24 protein-coding genes and 1 riboswitch are annotated in these 25,072 nt (G+C 40.1%); of the genes, 15 read left to right on the top strand and 9 right to left on the bottom strand.

The features are described from left to right. Window positions 1–78: 78 nt before the first annotated feature. Window positions 79–158, top strand: a riboswitch (glycine riboswitch). 162 nt (window positions 159–320) lie between these two features. Further along, the gene (locus NSQ17_RS19075) at window positions 321–1,667 is read left to right on the top strand and encodes an amino acid permease (RefSeq protein WP_160758289.1); all 1,347 of its coding nucleotides are present in this window, start codon (window positions 321–323) and stop codon (window positions 1,665–1,667) included. Between the two features lie 47 nt (window positions 1,668–1,714). Here the strand turns inward: NSQ17_RS19075 and NSQ17_RS19070 are convergent, their stop codons facing one another. Next, window positions 1,715–2,395 carry a DUF3169 family protein gene (locus tag NSQ17_RS19070; protein WP_342467704.1) on the bottom strand — a complete coding sequence of 227 codons (681 nt, stop codon included), beginning with the start codon at window positions 2,393–2,395 and terminating at the stop codon, window positions 1,715–1,717. Beyond that, complete coding sequence (locus NSQ17_RS19065) at window positions 2,392–2,598, bottom strand: helix-turn-helix transcriptional regulator (RefSeq protein ID WP_008347396.1); 207 nt, start codon at window positions 2,596–2,598, stop codon at window positions 2,392–2,394. Before NSQ17_RS19065 ends, NSQ17_RS19070 begins: the two co-directional genes overlap by 4 nt. A gap of 170 nt (window positions 2,599–2,768) precedes the next feature. Between NSQ17_RS19065 and NSQ17_RS19060 the strand changes: the two genes are divergently transcribed. Beyond that, complete coding sequence (locus NSQ17_RS19060) at window positions 2,769–3,392, top strand: CoA pyrophosphatase (protein ID WP_008347394.1); 624 nt, start codon at window positions 2,769–2,771, stop codon at window positions 3,390–3,392. A 10-nt stretch (window positions 3,393–3,402) separates the two neighbouring features. On the opposite strand, the gene NSQ17_RS19055 is transcribed toward NSQ17_RS19060, so the two are convergent. Both NSQ17_RS19055 and NSQ17_RS19050 read right to left on the bottom strand, forming a co-directional pair. Continuing rightward, a complete protein-coding gene (locus NSQ17_RS19055) occupies window positions 3,403–3,891 on the bottom strand; it encodes a DUF4188 domain-containing protein (RefSeq protein WP_008347392.1) in 489 nt (162 codons plus the stop codon). 4 nt (window positions 3,892–3,895) lie between these two features. Continuing rightward, the gene (locus NSQ17_RS19050) at window positions 3,896–4,447 is read right to left on the bottom strand and encodes a PadR family transcriptional regulator (protein WP_008347390.1); all 552 of its coding nucleotides are present in this window, start codon (window positions 4,445–4,447) and stop codon (window positions 3,896–3,898) included. A 182-nt stretch (window positions 4,448–4,629) separates the two neighbouring features. Between NSQ17_RS19050 and NSQ17_RS19045 the strand changes: the two genes are divergently transcribed. The 5 genes from NSQ17_RS19045 (at window position 4,630) to NSQ17_RS19025 (ending at window position 11,119) form a co-directional block, all read left to right on the top strand. Further along, window positions 4,630–5,523: a hypothetical protein gene (locus NSQ17_RS19045; RefSeq protein WP_342467703.1), complete on the top strand. Its 894-nt coding sequence runs from the start codon at window positions 4,630–4,632 to the stop codon at window positions 5,521–5,523. A gap of 101 nt (window positions 5,524–5,624) precedes the next feature. Further along, complete coding sequence (locus NSQ17_RS19040) at window positions 5,625–6,578, top strand: hypothetical protein (RefSeq protein WP_217967662.1); 954 nt, start codon at window positions 5,625–5,627, stop codon at window positions 6,576–6,578. Between the two features lie 330 nt (window positions 6,579–6,908). Next, window positions 6,909–8,768, top strand: a complete 1,860-nt coding sequence (locus NSQ17_RS19035) for a beta-glucoside-specific PTS transporter subunit IIABC (protein ID WP_342467702.1) — start codon at window positions 6,909–6,911, stop codon at window positions 8,766–8,768. Between the two features lie 4 nt (window positions 8,769–8,772). Then, window positions 8,773–10,239 (top strand): glycoside hydrolase family 1 protein, encoded by a 1,467-nt coding sequence (locus tag NSQ17_RS19030; RefSeq protein WP_338704498.1) that lies wholly within the window; start codon window positions 8,773–8,775, stop codon window positions 10,237–10,239. A 31-nt stretch (window positions 10,240–10,270) separates the two neighbouring features. Beyond that, window positions 10,271–11,119, top strand: coding sequence for a PRD domain-containing protein (locus NSQ17_RS19025; RefSeq protein WP_008347382.1), 849 nt, complete (start codon window positions 10,271–10,273; stop codon window positions 11,117–11,119). A 93-nt stretch (window positions 11,120–11,212) separates the two neighbouring features. Here the strand turns inward: NSQ17_RS19025 and NSQ17_RS19020 are convergent, their stop codons facing one another. Beyond that, window positions 11,213–12,391, bottom strand: a complete 1,179-nt coding sequence (locus NSQ17_RS19020; RefSeq protein WP_024720457.1) for an aspartate phosphatase — start codon at window positions 12,389–12,391, stop codon at window positions 11,213–11,215. 319 nt (window positions 12,392–12,710) lie between these two features. On the opposite strand from NSQ17_RS19020, the gene NSQ17_RS19015 reads away from it, so the two are divergent. Continuing rightward, window positions 12,711–13,019 carry a hypothetical protein gene (locus NSQ17_RS19015; RefSeq protein ID WP_342467701.1) on the top strand — a complete coding sequence of 103 codons (309 nt, stop codon included), beginning with the start codon at window positions 12,711–12,713 and terminating at the stop codon, window positions 13,017–13,019. A 31-nt stretch (window positions 13,020–13,050) separates the two neighbouring features. On the opposite strand, the gene NSQ17_RS19010 is transcribed toward NSQ17_RS19015, so the two are convergent. The 4 genes from NSQ17_RS19010 to NSQ17_RS18995 all read right to left on the bottom strand — a co-directional run bounded on the left by NSQ17_RS19010 (window position 13,051) and on the right by NSQ17_RS18995 (window position 18,123). Further along, window positions 13,051–13,812, bottom strand: a complete 762-nt coding sequence (locus tag NSQ17_RS19010; protein WP_178929706.1) for an ABC transporter ATP-binding protein — start codon at window positions 13,810–13,812, stop codon at window positions 13,051–13,053. A gap of 13 nt (window positions 13,813–13,825) precedes the next feature. Continuing rightward, a complete protein-coding gene (locus NSQ17_RS19005; protein WP_160758282.1) occupies window positions 13,826–16,153 on the bottom strand; it encodes an ABC transporter permease in 2,328 nt (775 codons plus the stop codon). Continuing rightward, complete coding sequence (locus NSQ17_RS19000; protein ID WP_342467700.1) at window positions 16,150–17,403, bottom strand: MFS transporter; 1,254 nt, start codon at window positions 17,401–17,403, stop codon at window positions 16,150–16,152. The genes NSQ17_RS19005 and NSQ17_RS19000 overlap by 4 nt, the downstream gene beginning before the upstream one ends. A 69-nt stretch (window positions 17,404–17,472) precedes the next feature. Beyond that, the gene (locus tag NSQ17_RS18995) at window positions 17,473–18,123 is read right to left on the bottom strand and encodes a TetR/AcrR family transcriptional regulator (RefSeq protein ID WP_008347371.1); all 651 of its coding nucleotides are present in this window, start codon (window positions 18,121–18,123) and stop codon (window positions 17,473–17,475) included. A 160-nt stretch (window positions 18,124–18,283) separates the two neighbouring features. On the opposite strand from NSQ17_RS18995, the gene NSQ17_RS18990 reads away from it, so the two are divergent. The 7 genes from NSQ17_RS18990 to NSQ17_RS18960 all read left to right on the top strand — a co-directional run bounded on the left by NSQ17_RS18990 (window position 18,284) and on the right by NSQ17_RS18960 (window position 25,045). Next, window positions 18,284–19,396 carry a sugar diacid recognition domain-containing protein gene (locus NSQ17_RS18990; protein WP_135009499.1) on the top strand — a complete coding sequence of 371 codons (1,113 nt, stop codon included), beginning with the start codon at window positions 18,284–18,286 and terminating at the stop codon, window positions 19,394–19,396. 117 nt (window positions 19,397–19,513) lie between these two features. After that, complete coding sequence (locus NSQ17_RS18985; RefSeq protein ID WP_039962847.1) at window positions 19,514–20,785, top strand: GntP family permease; 1,272 nt, start codon at window positions 19,514–19,516, stop codon at window positions 20,783–20,785. A 29-nt stretch (window positions 20,786–20,814) separates the two neighbouring features. Next, window positions 20,815–21,954, top strand: a complete 1,140-nt coding sequence (locus NSQ17_RS18980) for a glycerate kinase (protein WP_342467699.1) — start codon at window positions 20,815–20,817, stop codon at window positions 21,952–21,954. 92 nt (window positions 21,955–22,046) lie between these two features. Continuing rightward, window positions 22,047–22,385, top strand: coding sequence for a zinc ribbon domain-containing protein YjdM (locus NSQ17_RS18975; protein ID WP_017359922.1), 339 nt, complete (start codon window positions 22,047–22,049; stop codon window positions 22,383–22,385). A gap of 328 nt (window positions 22,386–22,713) precedes the next feature. Beyond that, the gene (locus NSQ17_RS18970) at window positions 22,714–23,643 is read left to right on the top strand and encodes an ABC transporter ATP-binding protein (RefSeq protein ID WP_342467698.1); all 930 of its coding nucleotides are present in this window, start codon (window positions 22,714–22,716) and stop codon (window positions 23,641–23,643) included. Next, window positions 23,640–24,590 carry an ABC transporter permease gene (locus tag NSQ17_RS18965; protein ID WP_216895377.1) on the top strand — a complete coding sequence of 317 codons (951 nt, stop codon included), beginning with the start codon at window positions 23,640–23,642 and terminating at the stop codon, window positions 24,588–24,590. Before NSQ17_RS18970 ends, NSQ17_RS18965 begins: the two co-directional genes overlap by 4 nt. A 26-nt stretch (window positions 24,591–24,616) precedes the next feature. Beyond that, the gene (locus NSQ17_RS18960; RefSeq protein WP_047946709.1) at window positions 24,617–25,045 is read left to right on the top strand and encodes a DUF4064 domain-containing protein; all 429 of its coding nucleotides are present in this window, start codon (window positions 24,617–24,619) and stop codon (window positions 25,043–25,045) included. Window positions 25,046–25,072 lie beyond the last annotated feature (27 nt).

Genomic DNA, 25,072 nt, shown 5'->3' with positions numbered 1-25,072 from the left:
AAATATAAAATTATTCAGAAATAGCAACATTTAAAGTAAATATCGAAGGCTATGATTGCTGTGGGTCACACTATGGCAGGAGCAGCTTCTGGAGAGACCGCATGTATGTGCGGCGCCGAAGGGTTCACAATCTCAGGCAAAAGGACAGAAGAGTACGAAATATTGTATTTGTGATGCATGGATCATACTGTGTATTGCTTTTCTCTATTTTGCTATTCTTTTATGACCGTGAGATTGGAGCGCATCCAATCTCTTTTTTTATGGACTTTTTGAGAGTTCATTATTTCAGTATAGGATCGTGTCGTAGGAGGGTGTTGGAATTGGCACAACAAGAGTTAAAGCGAGATTTATCAAACCGTCATGTTCAATTAATTGCCATTGGCGGAACGATTGGAACTGGGCTGTTTTTAGGGTCTGGAAAAGCCATTCAATTGGCAGGACCATCGATCATTTTTGCGTACTTAATTGTCGGAATGGCCATATTTTTTGTCATGAGGGCACTTGGAGAATTGCTCTTATCTAAGGCGGGCTATCAGTCTTTAACGGATATAGCAGAGGATTATCTTGGACCATGGGCTTCCTTTGTGACAGGATGGACGTATTGGTTTTGCTGGATTATGACAGCGATGGCAGATGTTATTGCGGTCGGGGTGTATGTGCAGTACTGGTTTGATATTCCGCAGTGGATTCCTGCTATTATTTGTTTATTGATTTTGCTAGGATTTAATTTATTAACGGTGAAGCTTTTTGGAGAAATGGAATTTTGGTTTGCACTGATTAAAGTGATTACGATATTACTGTTGATTGGCGTTGGAATTGTCCTGTTAATCATTGGTTTCCAAACAGATGCAGGGCCCGTGACGGTAACGAATCTGTGGTCACACGGAGGATTCTTTCCAAATGGTGTGACAGGCTTCTTATTGTCATTCCAGATGGTGATTTTTGCGTATGTGGGCGTGGAACTTGTCGGTGTGTCAGCAGCAGAAACAGCGAATCCGCAAAAAAACATCCCGTCCGCGATTAATAAAATTCCATTAAGAATTCTATTTTTCTATGTAGGTGCGATTTTTGTATTACTATGCATCAACCCATGGACAGAACTCAGTGCATCAGAAAGTCCTTTTGTGAAAACCTTTGGGCTCATTGGGATACCAGTAGCGGCGGGACTCATCAACTTTGTCGTCCTGACATCTGCGGCGTCTGCTTGTAATAGCGGTATGTTCTCAACGAGCCGAATTTTGTATAATCTCAGTCATCAAAAACAAGGACCGGCATCCTTTGGCCGTCTAAATAAACATGCTGTTCCAAGTAATGCCCTGTTTGTGTCGACAATTGTGGTGTCAGTAGGGGCTCTTTTAAGCAAGCTAATTCCTGAACAAGCCTTTGGTATTGTGACAACAATCAGTGCCATTTGTTTCATTTGGGTATGGAGTATTATTTTAATATGTCATTTGAAATATAAAAAGACACGTCCTGAACTGCATGAGGCGTCTACCTTTAAAGCGCCATTTACACCTTTTGTGAATATAGCGGTTCTTGTGCTCTTTGCTGCCATTCTTGTCATCATGCTTTTCGCTGATGCAACACGTCCAGCCCTGTTATTGACACCAGTATGGTTTGGGTTCTTATTTTTGATTTATGCACGACAGAAACGTCGTTCAGCATAATGAACGAAAAAAGCACAGCCTTTTTAAATGGCTGTGCTTTTGCTTATTTAACGATTTCGAATCTTCAACATATAGTATGCATTAAGAATGATCAGAACAAGTCCAATGACGATGATGGAGAAGAGCTGAGAGTGATTGGCGCCAAGAGAATAGACAATCAAAATAAACATGGCACCGGTCAATAAAATATTCATCATTTGAAAAGTGTGAAAAAGCCCATCGAGCATCACATGCTTTTCGCCTTCATCAGAAATGGCGAGCAGTTTTTTGCCATAATCTTTATCGGTTGGACTAGGTAGGTGACGATTAGGATAGACGAGCTTTAGGACAGAGATCGATGCATAAGAAAGAATGACGGTGATCAAAAATAAGGCAGCATTTGCGAGAATCAGCCAGAGTGGCTGCTCGGTTACGATGGAAATTCCAATTGCAATGATCGATAAAATGGTACTCACCGTATTAGCTAACGTTACATCAGTAAAAGTTCGGTACTGTTTTACCTCGAGTTCATCCTCCTCATCACCATATACTGAAAGAGAGACTCTTTTCTTCATGCGCGAAATGCCTGAAAAACAATAAATGATGAATAGAACTGTCAAGCCAGTGATGACAAGAGTTGCTTCAAATGCAGCTTGCAGAAGTGTCAGCTCAAATTCGGCTGCCAGCAAACAGTAAGCACCGAGAAAACCAAGGAGAGCACCTAAGAGCATTTTGTATACAGTTTTCATGTGAGTTCATCCTCCTCGAATAGAAAAATATGTTCAATGGGTTCTTGAAAAATACGTGAAAGCCTCATAGCAAGTAAGAGAGACGGCATTAATTCATCTCGTTCCATTAAGCTGATCGTCTGGCGGGAAACCTTTGCCCGTTTCGCAAGCTCCGTTTGGTTTAAACCATCACGTGCCCGCAGCTCTTTTAGCCGATTTTTCATTCTGTCACCTCAACTCTGATCAAAATGTTATCTTGATTGTAAAGTATTATATTCATTTTGACAAGTATAATTGTCAAAATGATAAAAATAATTGTCAGAAAGATCGCCTTTATTCAAAAGGTAATCAATGATACGCTAAAGAAAAGAGAAACAGAAAATAGGTGATGCCCATGTTCATTGATCAATTAAAAAGTGACTTACATCAATCACAGCCGCTATTTATCGGAGAAGAGACAGCGTTCAAAGCGGCAGTCCTTGTTCCTTTGGTGCAAGTAGACGGGGAATGGCATGTTTTATTTGAAGTGCGATCACTGACGATGAGAAAACAGCCTGGCGATATTAGCTTCCCTGGCGGTAAACTCGACGGCGGCGAAACCGCACAAGAAGCTGCACTGCGGGAAACATATGAAGAACTAGGGATTCCGCCCGAATCCGTCAAGGTGTTAGGACAGCTCAGTCCTTATATTGCCTCTCCATCCTTTGTGGTATATCCATTTGTCGGAATCATTGATGAACAGCAGGTCAAACATTCCTTTAATCAAGAAGAAGTAGAGGAGACCTTTACTGTGCCTCTATCATGGCTCAGCCAATACGAACCATACTTACACCATGTATCGGTGCAGCCAACACCAGGAGAGGACTTTCCTTATGAAAAAATCATGAATGGTGAAAAATACAGCTGGGGGAGTCGTTCGATTGAGGAGTGGTTTTATGATTACGATCGTTACACCATTTGGGGATTAACTGCCCGCATATTAAAACATTTTGTGATGGTTGCAAAAAGAAATTCCTAGAGAATCAGCTCTAGGAATTTGTTGTGGAAAGGCGTTCTTTTGCGGTTTCTTTTCCTTTCCCTTTTCCAATTAGGATGGGCGCTTTAGCTTGGCTCAATCCATATGAAGGCATGTTCACGTAGATAGATTCATATGAGCCGGCTTGAATTTGATACGTTTCATGATAAATTCCGACCGCGTCATTATTTCGTGCTCTTTGGTTAAATCCTTTCCAAGCAGCCAAATGCTTCTCCATCTTGGCGTAGGCAAGGAGGTCCTCTGTTGATTTCCAATATTGGATCATGGTGGTGGTGCGTAAACCGAAGTAATTTTCTGTCCCGAGAAAACCAAGCTCTTCTTGATGTGTATAAAGTTCTTTGATCATCCCCGGCATCGCCTTAAATACTGGCAACCATTGATGGACAGCCCAGCGTTTATTGATTCTCATTCCGATAATGAACACAACAATCGGCTCAGAATTGTCTGTTGTATACCTGCCAGCACGTATATTTTTTTTCATTTGTTCATCCTTCTTTCTTCATCGATTCACAGGTCTCCACGCACCAATCAATTCCAGCCTGCGCCACTTTCTTTCCGTAATCTAATGTATATAGCCAATACTTCGCATCAGCTTCATCTGGATACAGCTCTTGAATGTTTTGTTCAATCGCAACATATGTCTCATAACGGATACGGAGCTGCCTCTCATAATCTTGTAAAAGCACCAATTTTTTCTCAAACGAAAGATATTGACCAAAGAATAACTTTAATAACACTTCATTTCGTTCTGATGGTACTTGATCGAGCGGCTGCGCCAGCCATTGTCTCAACGTGTCCAGCCCTTTTTCAGTCAGATGATACTCCCGCTTGTCTGAGCGCCCAGTTGTAGAAGCGGGTGAAACCTTCGCAAGCCCTTCCTCGACTATTAACTTTAAAGCTGGATAAATTTGTCCATAACTAATTTTCCAAAAGTGATGCAAGCTCCTATCAATTAATTGCTTCACTTCATACCCAGACTTACAATCTGTCGTCAAAATCCCCAAAATCGCATACGTCGTATCATTGTATTTTTTCATTGATCAACACACCTATCTAAAAGATATATCATTTAGATATATAATAAACGATGTATAACTGCAGATACAAGAGGTATGAGAAAAAAATAAATGCTAGAAAGGAGGTGAAGAGATCACTGATTGGTTAATCAATAAGATGAATCCTTCATATAGAGTGAACGATCATAGTTTGGAGGGGACATATGAGTAAATCAAAAATCTGGATCATGACTATTCTGGCGGTACTACTGATTGGTGGAGGCGGCTGGATAGCCTATCAAGCAATCGCAAAAAAGAGTGATTTGAATCATCCCTACGCCTTTGCATATAAGACTCATGATCGTGTGAACTGGTTCAAGGTAACGGAAAGAAACGGAAAAGTAACAGGTCATCTGAATGAAACCATTTTAGAGGAAAATCCGAAAAGGCATTATGATCCCAATCTATTTATCAACAAATATCAATTAACTGGGAAATCAATTGAAAACGGTTACGAATTTTATGTGAAGCAAGGGAAAGAAACGGTCACATATGAAATTCACCTTGCCGAAAAGGATCTTTCTGTGAAAAAACAAGGTGAAAAGCACAGCATCACATACAAAGCAGTTGATCAAAAAAACCTACGTGCTGTTCAACAGGACATTCATACTCGATATGAGAAACTGATGGATGACACGGAAAATAGATTTCATGATTATGTACGAAATTTCATTAAGAAAGTAACAGGCGCTTATGGTTATCTGTATACGGCAGAGGATGGTTCATACCAACTATTTCTAAAAGTAAAACGAATGTATATGCAGTCTGAATGGGCAGGTTCTTTTCTAATGAGAAAGGCCCCAGGAGATGGTGGTGAACCTTATAAAGAAACGAAACATACAGCCGGTGGAGTTTCAGATGGGATGATGTTTGATTTGAGTACTTATCCTGCAATTGAAAAGGGTTTTATTTTAGGTGAAACTGACCGAGACGCAACATACATTAAATTTCCTTTTAAAATGGCAGGCGGGACAATAGAATTTAAAGCGGTCACGAAAGAGGAATATCAAGAACAAACAGAAGCATTCAAAAAGAAGGCGAAAGAATGGCAAAAGTAGATCGTGTTGGAACAGATGAATGTTGTGAATGGCATTTCAGGGCGATCAGAATAAATAGGGATCATGAAGGTTTTTCAAAACATATTTGAGTGGAGGTACGTATGAGTAAACTGAAAATGTGGGTCGTGTCTATCCTGGCAGTACTCATCTTAGGTGGAGGCGGCTGGACAGCATATCAAGCGATCGCAAAAAAGAATTCATTGAATCATGCCTATGCATTTGCGTATAAAACGAAGGATAGAATGAGCTGGTTTGAGATATCTGAGAATAAAGGCAAAGTAACGGGGCATTTGAATGAAAAGTATATAGAAGAAATATGGTGGGATCCCAAAATATATAAAAAACAATATGTAGTGTCCGGGAGTTCAAAGGAAAACGGTTATGAATTTCGAGTCAAACAAGGCAAAGAAACAATCATATACGAAGTTCAAATGTCTGGGAAAGACCTATCTGTAAAAAAACAAGGTGATAAGAAAAGCAGGATATATAAAGCAATCAATCGAAAAAAGCTAGATTCGTATCACAAAAAAATTCAAGATCGACATCAACATCTAGTTGATACATCAGAAACTAGATTTTATGACAATATGAGACACTTCAGGGATAAAGTAGCGAAGGTATATGGTTTTCTATATACGGCAGAGGACAAACAACTATTTTTACAAGTGGAAAGCATGCATATTGAGAATGGATGGCTCGGCTCTTTTCTAATAACAACTGTTTCTGAAGATGGTTGTAAGCCATATAAAGAAATGAAATTAGAAGTCGGAGGCTTTACGGATGGTGGAGGATTTTTAGACATGAGCTATGATCCTATAATTGAACAAGGTGTACTTATAGGTTCGACTGATCGAGATGCAAAATCAATCAAACTGCCAATTAAAAAGACCAACGGTACAATAGAGTTAAGAGCTTTCACGCGTCAGGAATATAAAAAACTCCCTAAACCATATATCATGACAGGCGATTCGGTAGAGTTAAAAGCTGTCACGAAAAAGGAATATGAAAAACAAGCGAAAGCATTTAAAAAGAAAGCAGAAGAAAAGAGAAAATAGGCATCTTAAACCAGATGAGTGAATCAACTTATCTGGTTTTTTATGGAGAAACATTTTGTTGATTGATGATAGAAAGAACAAAAGAGTTGCTTTAAGTAAATAAAGAAAAGTATTTTAGGTATATAGACCTTAATAAATTTCAGAAAAATAAATGTTGACGCTTTCATATAATCAATATATACTAAAAACAAATCCAATATAAATAAATTAGACATGTGACTGGTCATGCAGGCAGGATCTAAAAACGATGAATTTCTTTAATTTGTCGTTTTAGGTCCTTTTTTTATTGCCAAAATATAGGTCTCATGTATGAGAAAAGGAGGAGGAAAAATGGATTACACACAAGTCGCCAAAGATGTTTTACAGCATGTAGGTGGTAAAGAAAACATTGCACACCTTGAACACTGCTCAACAAGACTTCGCTTCACACTAATTGATCAGAAAAAAGCAGATGTACCAGCATTAGAAAAAACACCAGGTGTCATAGCTGTCAGAATGTCAGGACAATGCCAAGTGGTCATTGGGAATGACGTGATTGAAGTGTATCAACAGGTAACAAATTTAATGGGCGGCAGCTCATCCGGGCAAGGCGTGCCATCCAATCAGCCAAAAGAAAAAAGAAAAGCAGGCACAGTTCTATTAGATTTCATTGTGGGTGTCTTCCAGCCGCTTGTTCCGGCTATCGCAGGCGGAGGGATTTTAAAATCATTTCTTCTCCTTTTCTCTTTATTAGGCTGGGTGGATGCAAAAGGCCAAACCTATCAAATACTGAATATGGTGGGTGACGCACCACTATACTTTCTGCCATTACTAGTCGCTGTCACAACGGCAAATAAACTAAAGGTAAACCCACTGGTCGCATTATCAGCAGTCGGTGCACTCCTTCTTCCGAACATGACAGCCATGCTTACTGAAGGTGCGCAATTAATGTCATTCGACGTAAAAAATATAGCTTATGCGTATCAAGTGTTTCCAGCAATCCTTTCTGTATTGCTTTACGCTCAAATGGAAAAATTCTTCACACGATTTTCACCAAAACCAATTCGGATTTTCTTTGTCCCAATGATGTCATTAGTCATTACTGTACCAGTTACGTTACTGTTATTAGGACCACTTGGTTTTACAGCAGGACAAGGGTTTTCATCCGTTATTCTTGCGATGTTTAATACAGTAGGCTGGGTAGCTGTCGCAATTTTAGCAGCGGTACTCCCGTTTATGGTTGCATCAGGCATGCACAAAGCAATGGTCCCTTATGCAGTGACAACGATGGGGAACCTCGGGAAAGAAGCGCTTTATTTACCAGCATCACTTGCGCATAATATTGCGGAAAGTGGAGCATGTTTCGCAGTGGCACTACGCACGAAAGACAAGGTACTCAGATCAACAGCCATTTCGGCAGGAATTTCAGCATTTTTTGGCATCACAGAGCCTGCTTTGTATGGTGTGACACTTCAAAATAAACGCGTACTTGGAAGTGTCATGATTGGTTCGTTTGTTGGCGGGATCTTCATTGGATTAGTTGGTATACAAGCTTTTGTACTTGTTGGTCCTGGATTAGCAAGTATGTCGATGTTTATATCAGATGAGCTTCCACGAAATCTAATGTTTGCTGTCATTGGAGCTGTCATTTCCTTCGTTGTTGCTTTTATCGCTGCTTTTGTATTAGGTAAGGATAAAAAAGTAGAAGAAAAGACAAATGATCAAGATGCATTTGCTGAACAAATTGGAGCAGGGGAAACTTTCAAAAGCCCTGTGATTGGTCAAATGATCTCTCTATCTGAAGTAAAAGATGATATTTTCTCTTCAAAGGTCATGGGAGACGGAATTGCCATTGTTCCTTCAGAAGGAGCGTTATATGCACCAGTAGATGGTGAGGTCACCTTGCTGTTCGAAACAAACCATGCACTTGGTATGAAAACGGACAAAGGGGTGGAAGTATTATTCCACATTGGCATTGATACTGTACAGTTGGAAGGACAGTATTTTTATCCAAAAGTGCAGGCAGGAGATCGTGTACAAGCAGGGGATTTACTCATTGAATTTGATGTAGAAAAAATCATGGAAGCAGGATACGATCCAGTTACGCTTGCTGTCATCACGAATACAGATCAATATGATATTAAGGTACAGCCATTACAAGAGGTCAATCGCGAAGATACATTGATGGTTATCACCCAATTAGGAGGCTAAACATATGACGAAAATAAAAGGTTTTCCAAAAGGATTTTTATGGGGCGGCGCCATTGCCGCCAACCAAGCAGAAGGCGCTTGGAATGTAGATGGAAAGGGCCCATCTGTTGCTGATATTGCGATGTACCGGTCTAATTTGAGTGTAGAAGATTATGAAGGGCATCTAGCTGTTACTTCTGAAAATATAGATAGAGCGATGAAAGACCCAGATGATAAAAAGTACCCAAAACGCAGAGGTGTTGATTTCTATCACCACTATAAGGAGGATTTGGCTCTATTTGCAGAAATGGGTTTTAAAACTCTTCGCATTTCTATTGCATGGAGCCGTATCTTCCCAACTGGAGAAGAGAAAGAACCAAATGAAAAAGGACTCCAATTTTACGATCGTTTATTTGCAGAAATGAAAAAACACAACATAGAACCGATTGTGACACTGTCACATTATGAAATGCCGTTAGCACTGAGCGTGAAATATAATGGCTGGGTTGAAAGAAAAGTCGTTGATCTCTTTGTTAAGTTCGCCAATGTATGTTTTGAACGCTATAAACATGATGTGAAATATTGGCTTACCTTTAATGAAATAGATAGTATTCACCGCCACTCTTTTATTACAGCAGGAATTATTCCTGATCGCTGCCCAGAAGGGAAAGAGGAAGAAACGGTTTATCAAGCACTCCATCATCAATTCATTGCCTCTGCACTCGTAACAGCAGATTGTCATCGCATCATACCAGGCAGTCAAGTAGGGTGTATGCTGACAAAATTAACAACGTATCCGCACACTTGTCATCCAAATGATGTGGAGCGGGCATTGAAACAAAACTTAGAAAACTATTTCTATGCAGATGTTCAGGTATTTGGTGAATACCCGCCGCTTATCAAGCGCATGCTTGAGAGAAAAAACATTCATATCCAAATGGAATCAGATGATCTTTCTATTTTAAAAGAAAATACAGTAGATTTTATCTCGTTCAGCTACTATATGTCTTTAACTGAATCAGCTGATGAAGGATTAGAAAAAACGGATGGAAATACCATCCGTGGGGTCAAAAATCCTTACCTTCCATCTACTGATTGGGGATGGCAAATTGATCCGGTTGGTCTGAAAATTTCTTTAATAGAATTATATGATCGTTATCAAAAACCACTGATCATTGTAGAAAACGGCATGGGTGCAAAAGATGTTGTTGAAAGTGATGGATCAATTCACGATGATTATCGTATTAACTATTTCAAAGAGCATTTCCGCCAAATGAGAGAAGCGGTGGAAGAAGGCGTTGACCTATTCGGATATACGAGCTGGGGCTCAATTGATATTATAAGTGCAGGTACATCACAGATGTCAAAACGATACGGGTTCATTCATGTAGATCAAGATGACGATGGAAACGGTACATTAAAACGTTCTCGTAAAGACTCATTTTATTGGTACAAAAAGGTCATTGAAACAAATGGTGAATCGCTTGATTGAAAAACCACAATCATGAAAACAGGTGATGACGATGTTTAAAATCAAAAAAGTTTTAAACTCGAGTGTGGTTCTGGCTGAAGATCAGAACCAACAGGAGATGGTTCTATTCGGCCGGGGGATTGGTTATGGACAAAAACCAGGTCAAATGATTGAAGAAAAGAAGGCAGATCAAGTGTTTATGTCTGTCGATAACATGAGAGCGAAGGAATTTCTCCAACTGTTAGATTCAATGCCGCAAGAGTTTATCGATTTAACTCAGCATATTGTTCAATATGCTGAAAAACGCTTAAACTCAAGTCTGAATTCTGGTGTCTATTTTACCTTGATGGACCACTTGAATTTTGCAGTAGAACGGCACAAGAAGAATATTAATATTACAAATCGAGTATACTGGGAAATCAAAAACTACTATACCGAAGAATTTGAAGTAGGTAATTATGCGCTTGAGTTAGTCAACAATACATTGGGCATACAATTACCAAAGGAAGAAGCGGCCAATATCGCCTTCCATTTAATTAATGCGTTAGGTGAAGAGTCCGATTCCAAAGATGGCATGAAGTATGCCAAGATGATCGGAAGTATTGTGAATCTTGTCCGCTATACGTTGAATATGAAAATGGATCAAGAGAATATTCATTACAGCCGATTTATTACACATGTGAAATTCTTTGTTGAAAGATTTTACGCAAATAAATTATTATCAGATCAAGAAAATGAGTTGTTTGAACAAATTGCACACTTGTATCCTCAAGCGATGGATGTAGCTTTCAAAATCAAAGATTATATTAAACAGGTGCATAGTATTGTTATTCCTAATGACGAACTTACGTATCTGGCGGTACATATTCACCGCCTCATTTCTTATCAAGAACTAAAATAAATGTGGACCACTTGCCTTGTAACGAGGCAAGTGGTTATTTGTATTGTATCGGTTTATGTTCCGATAGGTCGTTCTGTTGGGCCAAGATTTGTATCATTTAACGAATTGTAAGACACCGTTTGTCCGAAAACAACGATGGCTAAAGCGAAAATGAGTAAACTCACTTTTTTCATCATAATTCCTCCAATTAAGTGTAGTGTGTTCTAATTGATAGGCATCCTTCAAAAAGAGGTATGCTTGGTGAATTGAACCTAGCTCTTCAAAGTGTTTGGCAGCTAGTGCACTTAATTCACGGGCACCTTCAACATCCTTTAATTCTTTCAGAATACTGATGTCATCGAAACAGGTTTGAGCTTTTTTGGATATGTCTTCAGTGAAATATAGGTGATAGAGAAAATTCATTTTTGCTGTATAGATGGGGTTTCTGTCTATTTCTTGTTTTTGTTTGACCAATTCAAAATAATAGAGAGCTTGCGACTTTTCATCAATGGAGAGTAGCTCTTTTAGTAACATAAACATGGAGTGTTCGAAATAACAAGATGAAAGGTAGTCATCATCACTAAGAGCCTTTTCTAGGGCATCAATACATTTTTTTGATTCTCCAACTTCGGCATATAGAATACTGATATTGTGATAAAGCTGTGATGCTAAAAAATGATCGTTTAATTGATTTGAGATGTGTAATGCTTTTGTGTAGTAATTCTCAGCTCTTTTGAAATCGCCAATATCCATGAAGTTGGTGGCTGCGATCACAAAAGCTGCTGCCAGTCTTCTTTCATAGCCATCATGACCTTTGAAAATATCGATGGCATTCTGAATATAATGAAGTGAAATCAGGCTTTGGCGAAGCATCATATATAGGTTTGCGACCTTCGTATGGAATTCTGCTACTTCTATTTCATCAGGAATGTTTTGTAGTTTTTTCTCAGCAATTTTAAACAGTCCGATGGCTGATGCATAGTCTCTGTTATATGAAGCGTAAAGGGCTTTATATAGGTAAAAATAATATTCAATTAAGTCGTTTGTTTTAGAAGGGTATTCTAGCACTGTCGGTTCATTCAGTTTTTTACCTCTTCGTTCATATAACATGAGCTTAAACTTGCCTTCTAGCAATGAATAGTAGGTCAAGACCTCCTGATTCTCTTCCATCTCTTGAAGTAATTCCTTTAATTCTGTGTAGATTGTCTTTGCATTGTGCACATCATGCTTACGAATGGCAATTCGCCAATCATTTAAACGGTTCCCCACCTGTTCAGCTGAAATGATTTTCATGGAAATTTCACCTCTTTAACATCCTTTCGCCTGTTTCAATAAAAAACGATATCACAATTTTTGGTAAAATATAATCGTTTCTGGGAGGTGATTGACAGGAGGTAATAAAAAGGACCTTATGTCATGAGATGTACGTTATTGTATTGATGATTGATTGTTTATTCAAATGAGTAAAATCTTTTTTTGGAAGTCTAAAAACGTGATAGATACTATTAGTTTTAATTTTATGGTCGAAAATACCTTCCGAATATATGAAATAAAGCTATTTTAGCTATGAGAGAAGAAGAATGAAAGGTCGATCTAGAAGGGAAAATCAGTTATGATGTTGCTAGATGATTTTGGGGGAAGAAACTGGAAGTTACTGAGAAAGGTGAATATCCGAGACAAGTGTTTACCTTTCAGAAAGGATGTTGAAATGAAAAAAAGATTTCAAATGTTAAACTGGCAAATGACAATTGTGATGACGACGCTTTTACTTGTTTTAGTCACTCTTTATATCTCAAAGAGATACTTTTATAGCAAAGAAATTGAGTTGCTGACAGAATCTTGTCAACAAGAAGACGGCAAAATCATACTAGAAACAAATAGTTTGACTATGGATTACTCCTTTGAGTGTAAGAAAAAATAAAACAGGCAGATTTCTGCCTGTTTGACACCAATTAAAACCCTAAGTTTTGTAACCACTTGTTTAACAAGGCCTCTCGTTTCTCAGCGGTAAAGCGATCGTATTTTCCTAAATTTAAATGGGCTGAAATTTCACCGTCATTCATAAACAAAATTCTTTCAGAGCAAAGGGCCACTTTTGGATCATGGGTGACGAGTAGCAGAGTTGTTCCTTCAGAATTGATTTGTGAAAAAATATCCATGACTTCCTTTGTGGTGCTTGAATTAAGAGCACCTGTGGGCTCATCGGCAAAAAGAATGTTTGGTTCATTCATAAGAGCTCGACAGATAGAGGCTCTTTGGAGCTGTCCTCCTGATACTTCTGATAAATATCTATCAGCTAAATGATCAATATCAAGTTTCTCCATTAAATATTTCGCTCGTTCATTGATTTCTTTTCTCGGCATTTTCTTCGCTAAGTAAGCTGCAGCAATGATGTTATCAAATAGATTGAGGTTTTTTAGTAAGTGGCTGTGTTGAAAGACGAATCCCATCTCTGATAAGCGCAAAGCTGTTAACTGTTTGTCTGTCATTTCTGATAGCAGTTGACAGTTATATTTGATTTCCCCTCTGGAGGATGTCTCTATACCGCTAAGTTGATAAAGCAAAGAGGTTTTTCCGCACCCTGAAGGTCCCATAATGGTGACAAATTCTCCACGTTTAATGGTTAAGTGAATATTTCTAAGAATGGTCTGTTTTTGTCCTTTTAATGAATCAATTTGTAAAGACAATTGCTTCGCTTCAATTAATTGTTCCATGTGAAACATCTCCTTATGAAAGAGTATGACGACTGATTTTACTAGAAAAAAAGGACTTCAATAACCACGAGATGACAGTTAAATTCACCATAAACATCAGGAGAGGATACACGATCCAAACCCATTTCGGGGCTAACCACTGAAGGCTGGATGCTCCTAATGATGCTCCGCCTGCACTCATCAACGCCGGACCAATAGTATGAACAGTGATTGCTCCAATGAAGGCGCCAATAGAGAGAACGACGATAAAACTTGTTAAGTATTGATAGGTTAAATCTTTTTGAGAAAAACCAATCGTTCTTAACAAGTGAGTACGATTTAAATCTTTCGCCCTTAACATGTGCAGAAACATCATTAACATTAGGCTGGCTGTTCCAAAAGCTGCGATGGTTGAAAATAATGCAATCACTTTTACTAGAGATGCGGTGCTTCCTATTGTTTGATGCACATATTCTTTCATATCTGTCACTTTTGCAGGAGACATATTTGTTTCAAGTGCTGCTTTTTTCTCTGCCATATCTATTCCTTGTTTTAATTGTATTTGAATGGTTTTCCAAAGGGATGAATGAGGAAAAGGCTGAGATAATGCTTTAGCTGTTTTCCCTCCGTTGGTGACGTCTTGATAAATGCCGGTAACCATTTTTTGAACTTGCTGTCCATTTGTGGCGAGAGTGACTTTTTCGCCTATCTTTTTCTGAAGTGAGTCAGCACTCAACACCGATAAAGCAATCTCTTCCTCCTTCAACGGTTCCCGTCCTTGTAAATAGGTGAGAGGGAATGCTGATAGATCACCTGTTTCTAAATAGAGCGTTTCTAATGTATTCTCCATTGTTTTGGCTTGTAGAGAAGTTGTTTCATAGACGGCAGATGTTTGAATGTCTTGGTCTACGCTAATCATAGACTCTATTTTATTTGTACTTTTCTCTAAATGATTTCCCTGCCGAATATCAATTCGAAGGTCACTTTTTCCTGAGCCAAGATATGTGACGAAATCGGGTGATTGTAATGTGTACCATAACTGAATCGGCATTAACATTAAAAATGTACAAAGCGCAATAATACAGGTAATTGTTGAATACATCTTTATTCGCGAGAACAGATCTTTCAATCCAAACCAAAAATTGACTGGGAGGAATCTGTTTTTCTGGAGGTACATAGGAATTTGTTTTTTACGGCTTGGTGAGCTTATGCCGCCTTGAATAGCTTGAGCGGCTGATATTTGACCAAATCTCCTTAGGACAGTATAGCTGAATGAGATGACGATCATTGCCGTCAAAATTGACACCAAAAGCGGAATCACCTGATGAATAAAAGAGAAGCGATTCCCCATATATTGCTGAATATTGGCTGTAAACAAATCACCAAACATGAGTGTCATCAAATATCCTGCTATACACCCTATACAGGCAAGCACAGCATACTTCCCAACGTATAATTGTTTGATTTTTGATAAAGGGATTCCTAGTACTTTTAAGATTCCAATTTCACGTTCATCCTCTTCTATAGCGGCGGTCATAGCGAGACGAAGAGAGAGGAGGGAAATGCTAATGAGCAGAAAGCAAACAAGAAGGAGAATGGCGATCACCATACCATCTGTTAGGGCATTCAGCATGCGAAGCAGGGGTAATGTGACAGCAGGCCCCTGTTGTGGCAGCTCAGATGATTGATAGAGTGATTGAAAAGCATCTGCTTGACTAGCATCATGCAATAAAAATTCAATTAAGTACTCCTTTTTTTGAAACACTTGATTCAGTGCTACCCAGTCCGCATCATGCAGAAGAAACCTCTTTGAACTGACAAGACTTGGATTCATTTGGGCATCTCGTAAGAACGTTTTGATTTGAAAAGAGAATTGATGAGAGCCTTTTGAAATGAGTAACCTTTCGCCAATCTTTAAATGGTATTTTTGTTGAAAATAAATAGGGACTGCTACTTCTCCTTTATTGACAGTGAGCTTTTCATTTCGTTCGTTTAAAAGGAAATCAAAATAGCGATTTTGCTTTACAAATAAATGATCCATCACACCCGCTTGAGCAGGCTCCTGCCCGAACTTGATGCTGACGTGTTCGATCGGAATCATTGGAACAATTTGATGTGCCTTCACCATCGACTGTTTACTTGAAAATATATCGACCGCTTTTTCATCTAAGCTGCCATCGTGCATTTGGACAAAGTCTGGTGCTTTGGCTGATTGGAGTAGATCAGAAATGGAACCATTCAGCTGGGCCGTCATTTGCGCAGCGCTTGTTGCTAAAAATGATGTCATCATGATGCAAAGGGTTAAGCCGATTGAAATGAGACGGTGGCGGGTTAGGTCTTTCTTGATAAACGTCAATCTCATGAGGCTGATTCTCCTTCATGTCGAAGCATATTTTTTGTAAGGAAGGCAAGTGCAAACATCAAGGCACTCACGATTAACACGGTCACATACATGCTAGCGGAAAAAGTGTTGAACAAGAACCCATACATCATTTGACCGAGCGGTGCAGCACATTGAGAGACCATTGTTAGATTGGCCATGACTTTTCCTAATTGAGCATTGGGTGTTTTCTTTTGCACATGTGAGATGACAACGATCGAAATCATGGTGAGCAGCATGGCAATTGGGAGACACCCTGCTAAAAAGAGAAAATAGGCTGGAAATGTACCAAATTGAAGAGCCATCTTGGATGTTGAAAAAGCAACAGGCAGCAAAATGACTGCGATGACGAGCAGCCAGCGATACAAAGTAGGAATCCGCCAATGTTTCGCTACAAGACCAACTAGCAGGGCGCCTGCGATGACGGCAAACTCAATGATGCCCATTCCTATTCCATACATGATGTCACTGCTTTTCATTGTGACCCTTAAAATAATGGGACCTCCAACGATAAAAAATGGTGTGAGGATGAAATTTAGTAGCGCTGCAAGCAGCATGGCTCTTTTTAAAAATGACTGGCTTCCGATATAGGAAAAGCCTTGTTTCATATCTTTCAAGAGTACTTTGGTCATCGGTTCTGCGAGTGGGCTAGGTGAGAAAGAGATATTTAACCGTAAAAGCATGCATGTTGATAGAAAAAATACAATGCTGCTAACGCCTATGATGACCTGGCTCCCAATGAGTCCGTATAAAACGCCGCCAATGATAGGAGCGACAACACCTGAAAGGGCCTGTACGCCATTCACGATGCCATTCGCTTGTTCTAATTTTTCTTCTTTCACTAGTTGAGGAATACTGGACATCACAGCAGGAGCATAAAACGTACTCATGACACCAAGGAGAATCATGACGGCTCCAATCATATAAAGTGAATCATGACCTGAAAATAACCAGAAATAAAAAGACAGAATCATAATGCCAGTAAGAACATCAAATAAAATCATCAAATTTCTTCTGTTAAACCGGTCAGCAATTGCTCCAGCTAATGGCGAAAGGAGGAGCGGGATATTGGATAAAGCGAAAAGCAGAGCATATAAATCAACACGATGTGTTATATCCAAGACGTGTAAAGATAGAACAAAACGAATCAAGGAAGACCCGAAAACGGAAATAATTTGCCCGAGCACGAGGTAGATAAAGTGGGTGGAACCATTTTTGGCTGATAACGACATGAAAATCACTCTCCTTTTAGACCGACCGTCAGTCTATAATGTATGCAGGATTGGTATTGAAGTGACCAATCACTGATTATTGTCTTCCGGTTCTCCAGTTAAACGTTGGAGAAGGAAGGAGAAACTCCCCTTTTCTGCATGTAATGAGGCTTCAAGGATTGCGATAAATGCTAGAGCTCGTTGTATGCTTTCCGCTGTGGTCCATTGGAAAAGTCCCTCATCAAAGATAACCTGTGCAGAAGCGAGGAGAAATTCGACAGTTTCTTGCGGGTAATCCGTTTGAAATATCCCTTCTTCTACCCCTTGCTGAATGACTTCTGCTAAAACGGGTGATAGCTCTGTAATGGCTTTGATCAAGCTTTTTTGATGCATCTCTGCATTAGCAGGCTGATGAAATTGTTCAATCATGCCTTCTTTATGGCTGCCCTGTTTAGGAGATTGTGCCATGATGATGCGAAATAATTTATCAACCACTGAGATATCTGGATCAGCGGCAATACGCTTTGCCTCGATGATATCTGCTTTTATGATCCGGTCAATGATTGCATCCATCACTTCTTCTTTGGAAGTAAAGTAATAATAGAATGTGCCTTTTGCAATGCCAACGGCTTTGAGGATGTCAATAATTGTGGTTTGCTGATAGCCTTTGGTTGAAAAAAGCTTCTCTGCTGCATTTAAGATGTCATTTTTGCGTTCCTCAGGATGTTTAACGGTTCTCATAAAGCCATCCTTTCTTTTGACTAGACTGTCGGTCGGTCCCTTGATTCGATTAAACACTTTTTGGCGTATCTTTGTCAATGGCTGTTTTTTTTAGCTTTGCATTTATTGTGCAATGACACTATGATACATTGAATGAAAACCCCTTCAGGAGAGATGCTGAATGCAATTTTTAACCAGTGAATTGGCGCAAGAGATGGTTGAACGTACGATGCATATTTTACATCAAAACATCAATGTCATGAATGCAGATGGTGTCATTATTGGGTCTGGTGAACGAAAAAGGATTGGACAAAAACATGATGGAGCACGTCTAGTGCTGTCAAGCGGAGATAGTGTGGAGATTGATCAGGAGACATCCCGCCGCTTAAAAGGCGTGAGACATGGAATCAATCTGCCTATTTGCTTTCGGGAACAAGTTGTTGGTGTCATTGGGATTACGGGTGAGCCAGAGAACATTCGTCATCATGCTGAGCTGGTGAAAATGGCAGCTGAGCTCGTTTTAGAGCAATCTTTTCTGCTTGAACGCTTCCAGTGGCGGCAGCGAATAGAGAGTGAAATTGTGAATCAGCTCATCTCCGAATCTGACATGGGTGATCATCAGCTGAAGCACCGTGCTGACTGGCTTGGAATGGATTTAGACAAGCGGCGAATGGCTATTGTTTTTCAGCCGATTCCATCGTCTGAGGACACTGTACATAAAATGATGCATGCCATTCAATACGATAAGAATGCGGATGATTTACTAGGCATGACCTTCCGTCATGAATTGATCCTGTTAAGACAGCCGATATGTGACCATCAATTCAAGCATGTGATCGAACAGCTGCAACAAACAATGGCAGGTGCAGTTGATGGACAAGTGCTAGTGGGTGTAGGAACTGTCGCTGAGGACATGAGTCAATTACCGTTGTCCTTTCAGCATGCGAGAGAAGCCCTGCGGTTAGGAAAGGTGCTCCATCCAGAGGAAAGCATATATGTTTTTGAATCTTATCAGCTTGAAAGCTTGTTTATAAAAGCGAGAGCCGCCAAAGAGGGCAAACGGTGGAGTGATTTTTATCATCCGCTAATACAAGAAACGGAGCTCATTCAAACGTTAAAGGTTTACATTGAAGAGGGCGGGGATTTACAAAGAATCGTTGATCGTCTATTTATTCACCGTAATACACTGCGATATCGTTTAGATAAAATCCAGGCATTGACCGGAAAAGATCCTCGTCATGTGAAACAGTTGATGGAGCTGTACATAGCACAATTGGACAATCAACTGTCTTAATTGTGCATTTGCACAACTGGATGAAGAAATAAATAAAAGAAGTTCATCTAGATTCACAACTCGATCCCGACGAGTAAACGCTTACAATTAAGAAAAGACAATCAGGAGGGATGGAGTATGGGTGGAGATGTGACAGTAAGTACATTGGGCGCATTGACTGCGCTTGTGATCGCTATTGTTCTCATTCTAAAAAAAGTATCACCTGCTTATGGCATGCTGGCAGGCGCATTTATTGGCGGTTTGGTTGGCGGTGTAGATGTTGTGCAGACCGTGAACGTCATGATGGAAGGCGCAAAGGACATGATTCCGGCTGTTCTTCGAATCATGGCGGCAGGTGTACTGGCAGGGGTTTTAATTGAGTCGGGTGCAGCGTTATCTATTGCGGAGGCCATCGTGAAAAAACTTGGAGAGGCGAGGGCACTTTTAGCACTCGCACTTGCAACAATGATTTTAACAACGGTGGGTGTTTTTGTAGATGTAGCAGTCATTACAGTAGCACCAATCGCACTTGCCATTGCCAAGCGTGCAAAACTTTCTAAAACGGGTATTTTACTTGCGATGATTGGAGGAGGGAAGGCGGGGAATATCATGTCACCGAATCCGAATGCCATTGCAGCCTCTGATGCTTTTGGTGTCCCGCTTACTTCTCTGATGGCGGCAGGTGTCATACCGGCTATTTTCGGGATAGCCGTCACGTATGTATTAGCCAAAAAGCTTGCGAATAAAGGGACACCTGTTTTGGAAGAGGGAGCTGACCAAGGCGAGGTTCAAGTACCTGGTTTTCTACAAGCGCTTGTAGGCCCGCTTGTGACCATTCTCTTGTTAGCTTTGAGGCCGTTGTTTCAAATAAATATTGATCCAATGATTGCCTTACCAATAGGAGGAATTGTAGGCGCTCTTTTCATGAAAAAAGGGAAGTTTCTCAATGATTATGCGATGTCAGGGCTGCATAAAATGTCAGGTGTAGCGATCATGTTACTAGGGACAGGTACATTAGCTGGAATTGTATCGAATTCTTCCATGAAAGAGGTATTTATTCAGGCGCTTGACGCTTCGGGATTACCTCCTTACTTGCTTGCACCAACGTCTGGAATTTTTATGTCGGCAGCCACAGCTTCGACAACTGCAGGGACGGCAGTTGCAAGTGGTGTATTTAGCGGAACTCTTATTGGTCTTGGTGTATCTGCCCTTTCAGGCGCAGCTATGATTCACGCTGGCGCAACTGTGCTAGACCATATGCCACACGGAAGCTTTTTCCATGCAACGGCAGGAAGTGTTCAAATGGATATAAAAGAACGGTTGAAATTAATGCCCTTTGAATCGTTAATTGGTTTGACATTAACCGTTGTATCGACCATTATCTTTGGTATTTTCCAGCTGTTCGGCTGAGGACTTAATGAGAAACGAGGGGTTTTTGGATGAAGATTGTGATCGCACCAGATTCATTTAAAGAAAGTTTATCTGCTTATGAGACAGCATGTGCCATTGAACGAGGATTTCGCTCTATTTTGCCAGATGCAAAATATATGAAAATCCCAATGGCAGATGGAGGAGAAGGCACAGTTCAATCGTTAGTGGATGCGACAGGCGGAACCATTGTCAAGCAAGTGGTCACGGGCCCGCTTGGCAAACCTGTGGATGCCTTTTTTGGTATGTTGGGAGATGGGCAGACAGCTGTCATAGAGATGGCAGCAGCATCAGGATTACATCTTGTCCCGCCAGAAAAACGGAACCCCTTATTCACGACGTCTAGAGGGACAGGAGAATTAATGCTTGCAGCGCTGGATAAAGGAGCGAAGCATTTAATCATTGGGCTTGGCGGAAGCGCAACAAATGATGGTGGCGTTGGCATGATGCAAGGTTTAGGTGCTTCTTTTCTCGATAAAGCAGGCCAAGACCTCACGCCGGGCGGTGGATCACTGAATCAATTAGCTACTATTGATCTATCTCGACTGGATCCAAGATTGCAATCAGTCCGTCTGGAAGTGGCGTGTGATGTGGATAATCCTTTAACGGGTGAAAGAGGAGCGTCTGCTGTGTTCGGTCCTCAAAAGGGAGCAGATACAGAAATGGTTCAACTGTTGGACAAGAATTTATCTCATTTAGCACAAGTGGCTAAGCAGCATCTTCATGTCTCCTTTGGTGATGCGGCAGGTGCAGGAGCGGCAGGAGGACTTGGTGCGAGTTTATTAGGCTTTTTACAGGCTGATCTGCAAAAGGGAATTGATATTGTACTGAAAGCCGTACATTTTGCTGACGTACTCAAGGACGCTGACCTAGTCATTACAGGGGAAGGGCGGATTGATCAGCAGACCATTTACGGCAAAACGCCAATCGGTGTAGCCAAAGCTGCGAAACAATATGGACTCCCTGTCATTGGCATCGCTGGGTCCCTCTCAAAAGACAGTGCAGTCGTACATGATCATGGCATTGATGCACTTTTTAGTATTGTCCCTGGCGTCACGACTCTGGCTGAAGCCATGCATGATGCTAGTGTGCATGTAGAGAGAACAGCAAGGAATATTGCGGCTGTCATGACATTTGGAAGAGATAAGTAAATGATGAAAAATGTTTCCTTTTCTATCACATTCCTCTCTATAGAAATGTGGTAAAATGGTTCTAAATGAAAAGAAAGTTGGAGGAAACACAAATGTCTAATCTACCGAATTGTCCATCGTGCAGTTCAACCTATACATACGAGGATGGCAGCATGCTTATTTGTCCTGAATGTGCGCATGAGTGGTCGCTAGAACAAGAACAAGCGGCAGAGGAACAGCTTGTTGTCAAAGATGCGAATGGAAATCTATTAAGTGATGGTGACACGGTCACTGTGATTAAAGATTTAAAAGTCAAAGGTTCTTCTTCGGTTTTAAAAATAGGAACGAAGGTCAAAGGGATTCGTTTAGTCGAAGGCGATCATAACATTGATTGTAAAATTCCTAGCTTTGGCGCGATGAAGTTAAAATCGGAGTTTGTGAAGAAAGTATAATATATGAAAAGAGGCTGTCGATCATCAGCCTCTTTTTTATTTCGATATTTATAGGTGAAAGGTATAATCTTAAACATCATTTCATACATATGTACCTATTGAAAATCATTCTTTTTTTAAAAAATCAAGCCTCTTTTCTTATAAAAATTCACGCTTTTCTTAACTCTACCTTAAAAAAGGCAGATGATTCTCTAAATTTTGCCTAATCCCCTTCACAACTTTTGGGCATTGCTGTACCATATGGAAGTGTTCTTCTATTTTTGACGGATCATGGTGTTTATCAGGAAATAGATGATAGATGATACTTAGACAAAGAAGGAGAGGTAACGTGACGAACGTTTTAGAACTGCAAAATGTATCTAGGCATATTCGCGGGAAAAAGATTGTTCAAGACTTGAGTTTCTCTGTCAAAGCGGGCGAAGTCTTTGGCTTCTTAGGGCCGAATGGCGCAGGAAAAACGACAACCATTCGCATGATGGTCGGTCTTTCTCCCATTACATCCGGTGACATTCTGATTAATGGTCATAGTATTCAAACCTCATATCAGCATGCCATCCAAGATGTCGGTGCAATTATTGAAAATCCAGAAATGTATAATCATTTAACGGCAAGACAAAACCTTGTTCATTTTGCCAGAATGAATGGAAAAGTGGATGAAGGTCGAATTGATGAACTGCTAGAACTAGTTAGTTTGCAGCATGTGAAACATAAGCGTGTCCGTACGTTTTCATTAGGAATGAAGCAGCGTTTGGGGATTGCTCAGGCATTGATACATAAACCGAAACTGCTAATCTTAGATGAGCCGACCAATGGACTAGATCCAGAGGGAATTCGTATGATACGAGATTACTTGAGAAGGTTGGCAAAGGAAGAAGGGCTTGCTGTCATTGTTTCAAGTCATCTCATGTCAGAAATGGAATTGATGTGTGATCGTTTCGCCATTATCCAAAAAGGAAAGCTGATTGCGATTGAGGATCAGCGTGCAGAGACGAAGCAGGATGATTTGGTCAATTATCGAATGAAAGTAGCATCAAGTGAGCTTGAAGAAGCTCAAAAGCTCATTGAAGCATTTGAGGAAGGCATCACAGTTAGAGAAGAGGAGCAGTACTTATTCTTCTCCATCCTAGAAGAGAAAATGCCACAATTGATTCGTCATTTGAGCGAGGCTTCTATTCATTTGTACGAAATCAAAATAGAAAAACAAACCTTAGAAGATAAGTTCTTAAGCTTAACAGGTAAAAAGGAGGCAGACGTATGATTCGCCTCATTCAAAACGAGTGGATGAAAATCAGTTATCGTGTGGGTACTTGGATTATGGTTGGGCTTCTTGTTTTAGGTATGATTGCGACGTTGATTTTTGCACTTAAAACAAATGACGAAGATCAATCATCTGGAGCTTGGAAAGCCCAACTAGAGATGATGAATACTGAGAACAAGAAGGAACTCAAAGAAATAGAAAATGGTTACTTTAAAAGAAGCCTTGAAAAAGAGATTGCTATTAATGATTATCGAATTAAGCATAATTTGCCGCCAGCTGATCAGTTTAGCGACAGTGTATGGGACTATGTGAAAACAAACGCCAATTTACTTCAGCTTGTAGGTGTGTTTGTGATCATTATCGCTTCCACCATTGTCTCGGCTGAATACAAGCATGGTACAATTAAATTATTATTGATTCGTCCACCATCAAGACTAAAAATCTTAATATCTAAATATATTACGGTGCAACTGTATGCTCTTCTACTGGTGGTGGTGTTGTTTATCTTGTCATTTATATTGGGTGCCATTTTCTTCGGACTCAATACTGATTATGTGAGTTTGATCTATCAAAATGGTGAAGTGATTGAACGTTCGCAGTTTGCCAATATGGTTTTTTATTATTTAGCTAATTGCGCAATGTTTGTTGTGCTAGGGACACTTTCGTTTGCTATATCAACGATATTCGGAAGTGAAGCTATCTCCATTGCCATTAGTGTGTTAGCTTATATTGTAGGTGGAACGATTACAGGTATTTTAATGCTCTTCTTTGATTGGACAAAATATTTGTTATTCGCAAATGATCCATCTCAATACTTTAAGGAACAGGTTACTTTTATCGAAGGCATGTCCCTAGGATTCTCACTAACGGTCCTAGTCATTTACTGGGCCATCTTCTTGGCGGTTGCTTTAATCGTCTTCCAAAAGCGAGAAGTAAAAACAGGTTAATTTAACTTTTTAGGAGGTTTCTATCAATGATTAAGCGTAAAGGTGAAAAAATTATGGGGATTATCAGTATTGTCCTCAACGTAATTGGTGTTGGTTTTGGGGCGTTGATGCTTTCTGTGGACCCAGCATTTTATGAAGAAATGAATGAAGTGTTAAAAGAGGAAGGCAGCGCCTTGCCAGTTGAAACACTTGAGGCATCGGTTCATGCCTTTGGCGTTCAGTTTATGGTTGTTTCTGCAATTGCGGCTGTCTTAGCCCTTGTTGGTGTGATTGTTTTGAAAACAGACCGCCGTGCCGTGCTTTCTGGTATTCTTTTCTTGGTTTCGGCTGTGACTCTTTTAATTGGAACTGTTGGTCTTGCTTTCGTTCCGATGATCTTGTTGCTAATCGTTGGATTGATGTCACTCATTAGAAAACCGAAAACAGACATTCACACGAGTGAGTATCCTTCATAATTCAAAGAAAAAGACATGCGCTGGTTT

The sequence above is a fragment of the Bacillus sp. FSL W8-0629 genome (assembly GCF_038593225.1).
In the GTDB taxonomy this organism is placed as follows: Bacteria; Bacillota; Bacilli; order Bacillales; family Bacillaceae; genus Bacillus; species Bacillus altitudinis.
This window is presented reverse-complemented; position numbering and strand designations above follow the sequence as displayed.

What these genes read in the sequence shown, in the direction of transcription:
- NSQ17_RS19030 (WP_338704498.1), top strand. Translation starts at nt 8,773, where the DNA reads ATGACGAAAATAAAAGGTTTTCCAAAAGGATTTTTATGGGGCGGCGCC.
- NSQ17_RS19040 (WP_217967662.1), top strand. Translation starts at nt 5,625, where the DNA reads ATGAGTAAACTGAAAATGTGGGTCGTGTCTATCCTGGCAGTACTCATC.
- NSQ17_RS19015 (WP_342467701.1), top strand. Translation starts at nt 12,711, where the DNA reads ATGATGTTGCTAGATGATTTTGGGGGAAGAAACTGGAAGTTACTGAGA.
- NSQ17_RS19025 (WP_008347382.1), top strand. Translation starts at nt 10,271, where the DNA reads ATGTTTAAAATCAAAAAAGTTTTAAACTCGAGTGTGGTTCTGGCTGAA.
- NSQ17_RS18975 (WP_017359922.1), top strand. Translation starts at nt 22,047, where the DNA reads ATGTCTAATCTACCGAATTGTCCATCGTGCAGTTCAACCTATACATAC.
- NSQ17_RS18990 (WP_135009499.1), top strand. Translation starts at nt 18,284, where the DNA reads ATGCAATTTTTAACCAGTGAATTGGCGCAAGAGATGGTTGAACGTACG.
- NSQ17_RS19055 (WP_008347392.1), bottom strand. Translation starts at nt 3,891, where the DNA reads ATGAAAAAAAATATACGTGCTGGCAGGTATACAACAGACAATTCTGAG.
- NSQ17_RS19020 (WP_024720457.1), bottom strand. Translation starts at nt 12,391, where the DNA reads ATGAAAATCATTTCAGCTGAACAGGTGGGGAACCGTTTAAATGATTGG.
- NSQ17_RS19050 (WP_008347390.1), bottom strand. Translation starts at nt 4,447, where the DNA reads ATGAAAAAATACAATGATACGACGTATGCGATTTTGGGGATTTTGACG.
- NSQ17_RS19045 (WP_342467703.1), top strand. Translation starts at nt 4,630, where the DNA reads ATGAGTAAATCAAAAATCTGGATCATGACTATTCTGGCGGTACTACTG.
- NSQ17_RS19035 (WP_342467702.1), top strand. Translation starts at nt 6,909, where the DNA reads ATGGATTACACACAAGTCGCCAAAGATGTTTTACAGCATGTAGGTGGT.
- NSQ17_RS19070 (WP_342467704.1), bottom strand. Translation starts at nt 2,395, where the DNA reads ATGAAAACTGTATACAAAATGCTCTTAGGTGCTCTCCTTGGTTTTCTC.
- NSQ17_RS19000 (WP_342467700.1), bottom strand. Translation starts at nt 17,403, where the DNA reads ATGTCGTTATCAGCCAAAAATGGTTCCACCCACTTTATCTACCTCGTG.
- NSQ17_RS18980 (WP_342467699.1), top strand. Translation starts at nt 20,815, where the DNA reads ATGAAGATTGTGATCGCACCAGATTCATTTAAAGAAAGTTTATCTGCT.
- NSQ17_RS18995 (WP_008347371.1), bottom strand. Translation starts at nt 18,123, where the DNA reads ATGAGAACCGTTAAACATCCTGAGGAACGCAAAAATGACATCTTAAAT.
- NSQ17_RS18985 (WP_039962847.1), top strand. Translation starts at nt 19,514, where the DNA reads ATGGGTGGAGATGTGACAGTAAGTACATTGGGCGCATTGACTGCGCTT.
- NSQ17_RS18960 (WP_047946709.1), top strand. Translation starts at nt 24,617, where the DNA reads ATGATTAAGCGTAAAGGTGAAAAAATTATGGGGATTATCAGTATTGTC.
- NSQ17_RS19060 (WP_008347394.1), top strand. Translation starts at nt 2,769, where the DNA reads ATGTTCATTGATCAATTAAAAAGTGACTTACATCAATCACAGCCGCTA.
- NSQ17_RS19005 (WP_160758282.1), bottom strand. Translation starts at nt 16,153, where the DNA reads ATGAGATTGACGTTTATCAAGAAAGACCTAACCCGCCACCGTCTCATT.
- NSQ17_RS19010 (WP_178929706.1), bottom strand. Translation starts at nt 13,812, where the DNA reads ATGGAACAATTAATTGAAGCGAAGCAATTGTCTTTACAAATTGATTCA.
- NSQ17_RS19065 (WP_008347396.1), bottom strand. Translation starts at nt 2,598, where the DNA reads ATGAAAAATCGGCTAAAAGAGCTGCGGGCACGTGATGGTTTAAACCAA.
- NSQ17_RS18965 (WP_216895377.1), top strand. Translation starts at nt 23,640, where the DNA reads ATGATTCGCCTCATTCAAAACGAGTGGATGAAAATCAGTTATCGTGTG.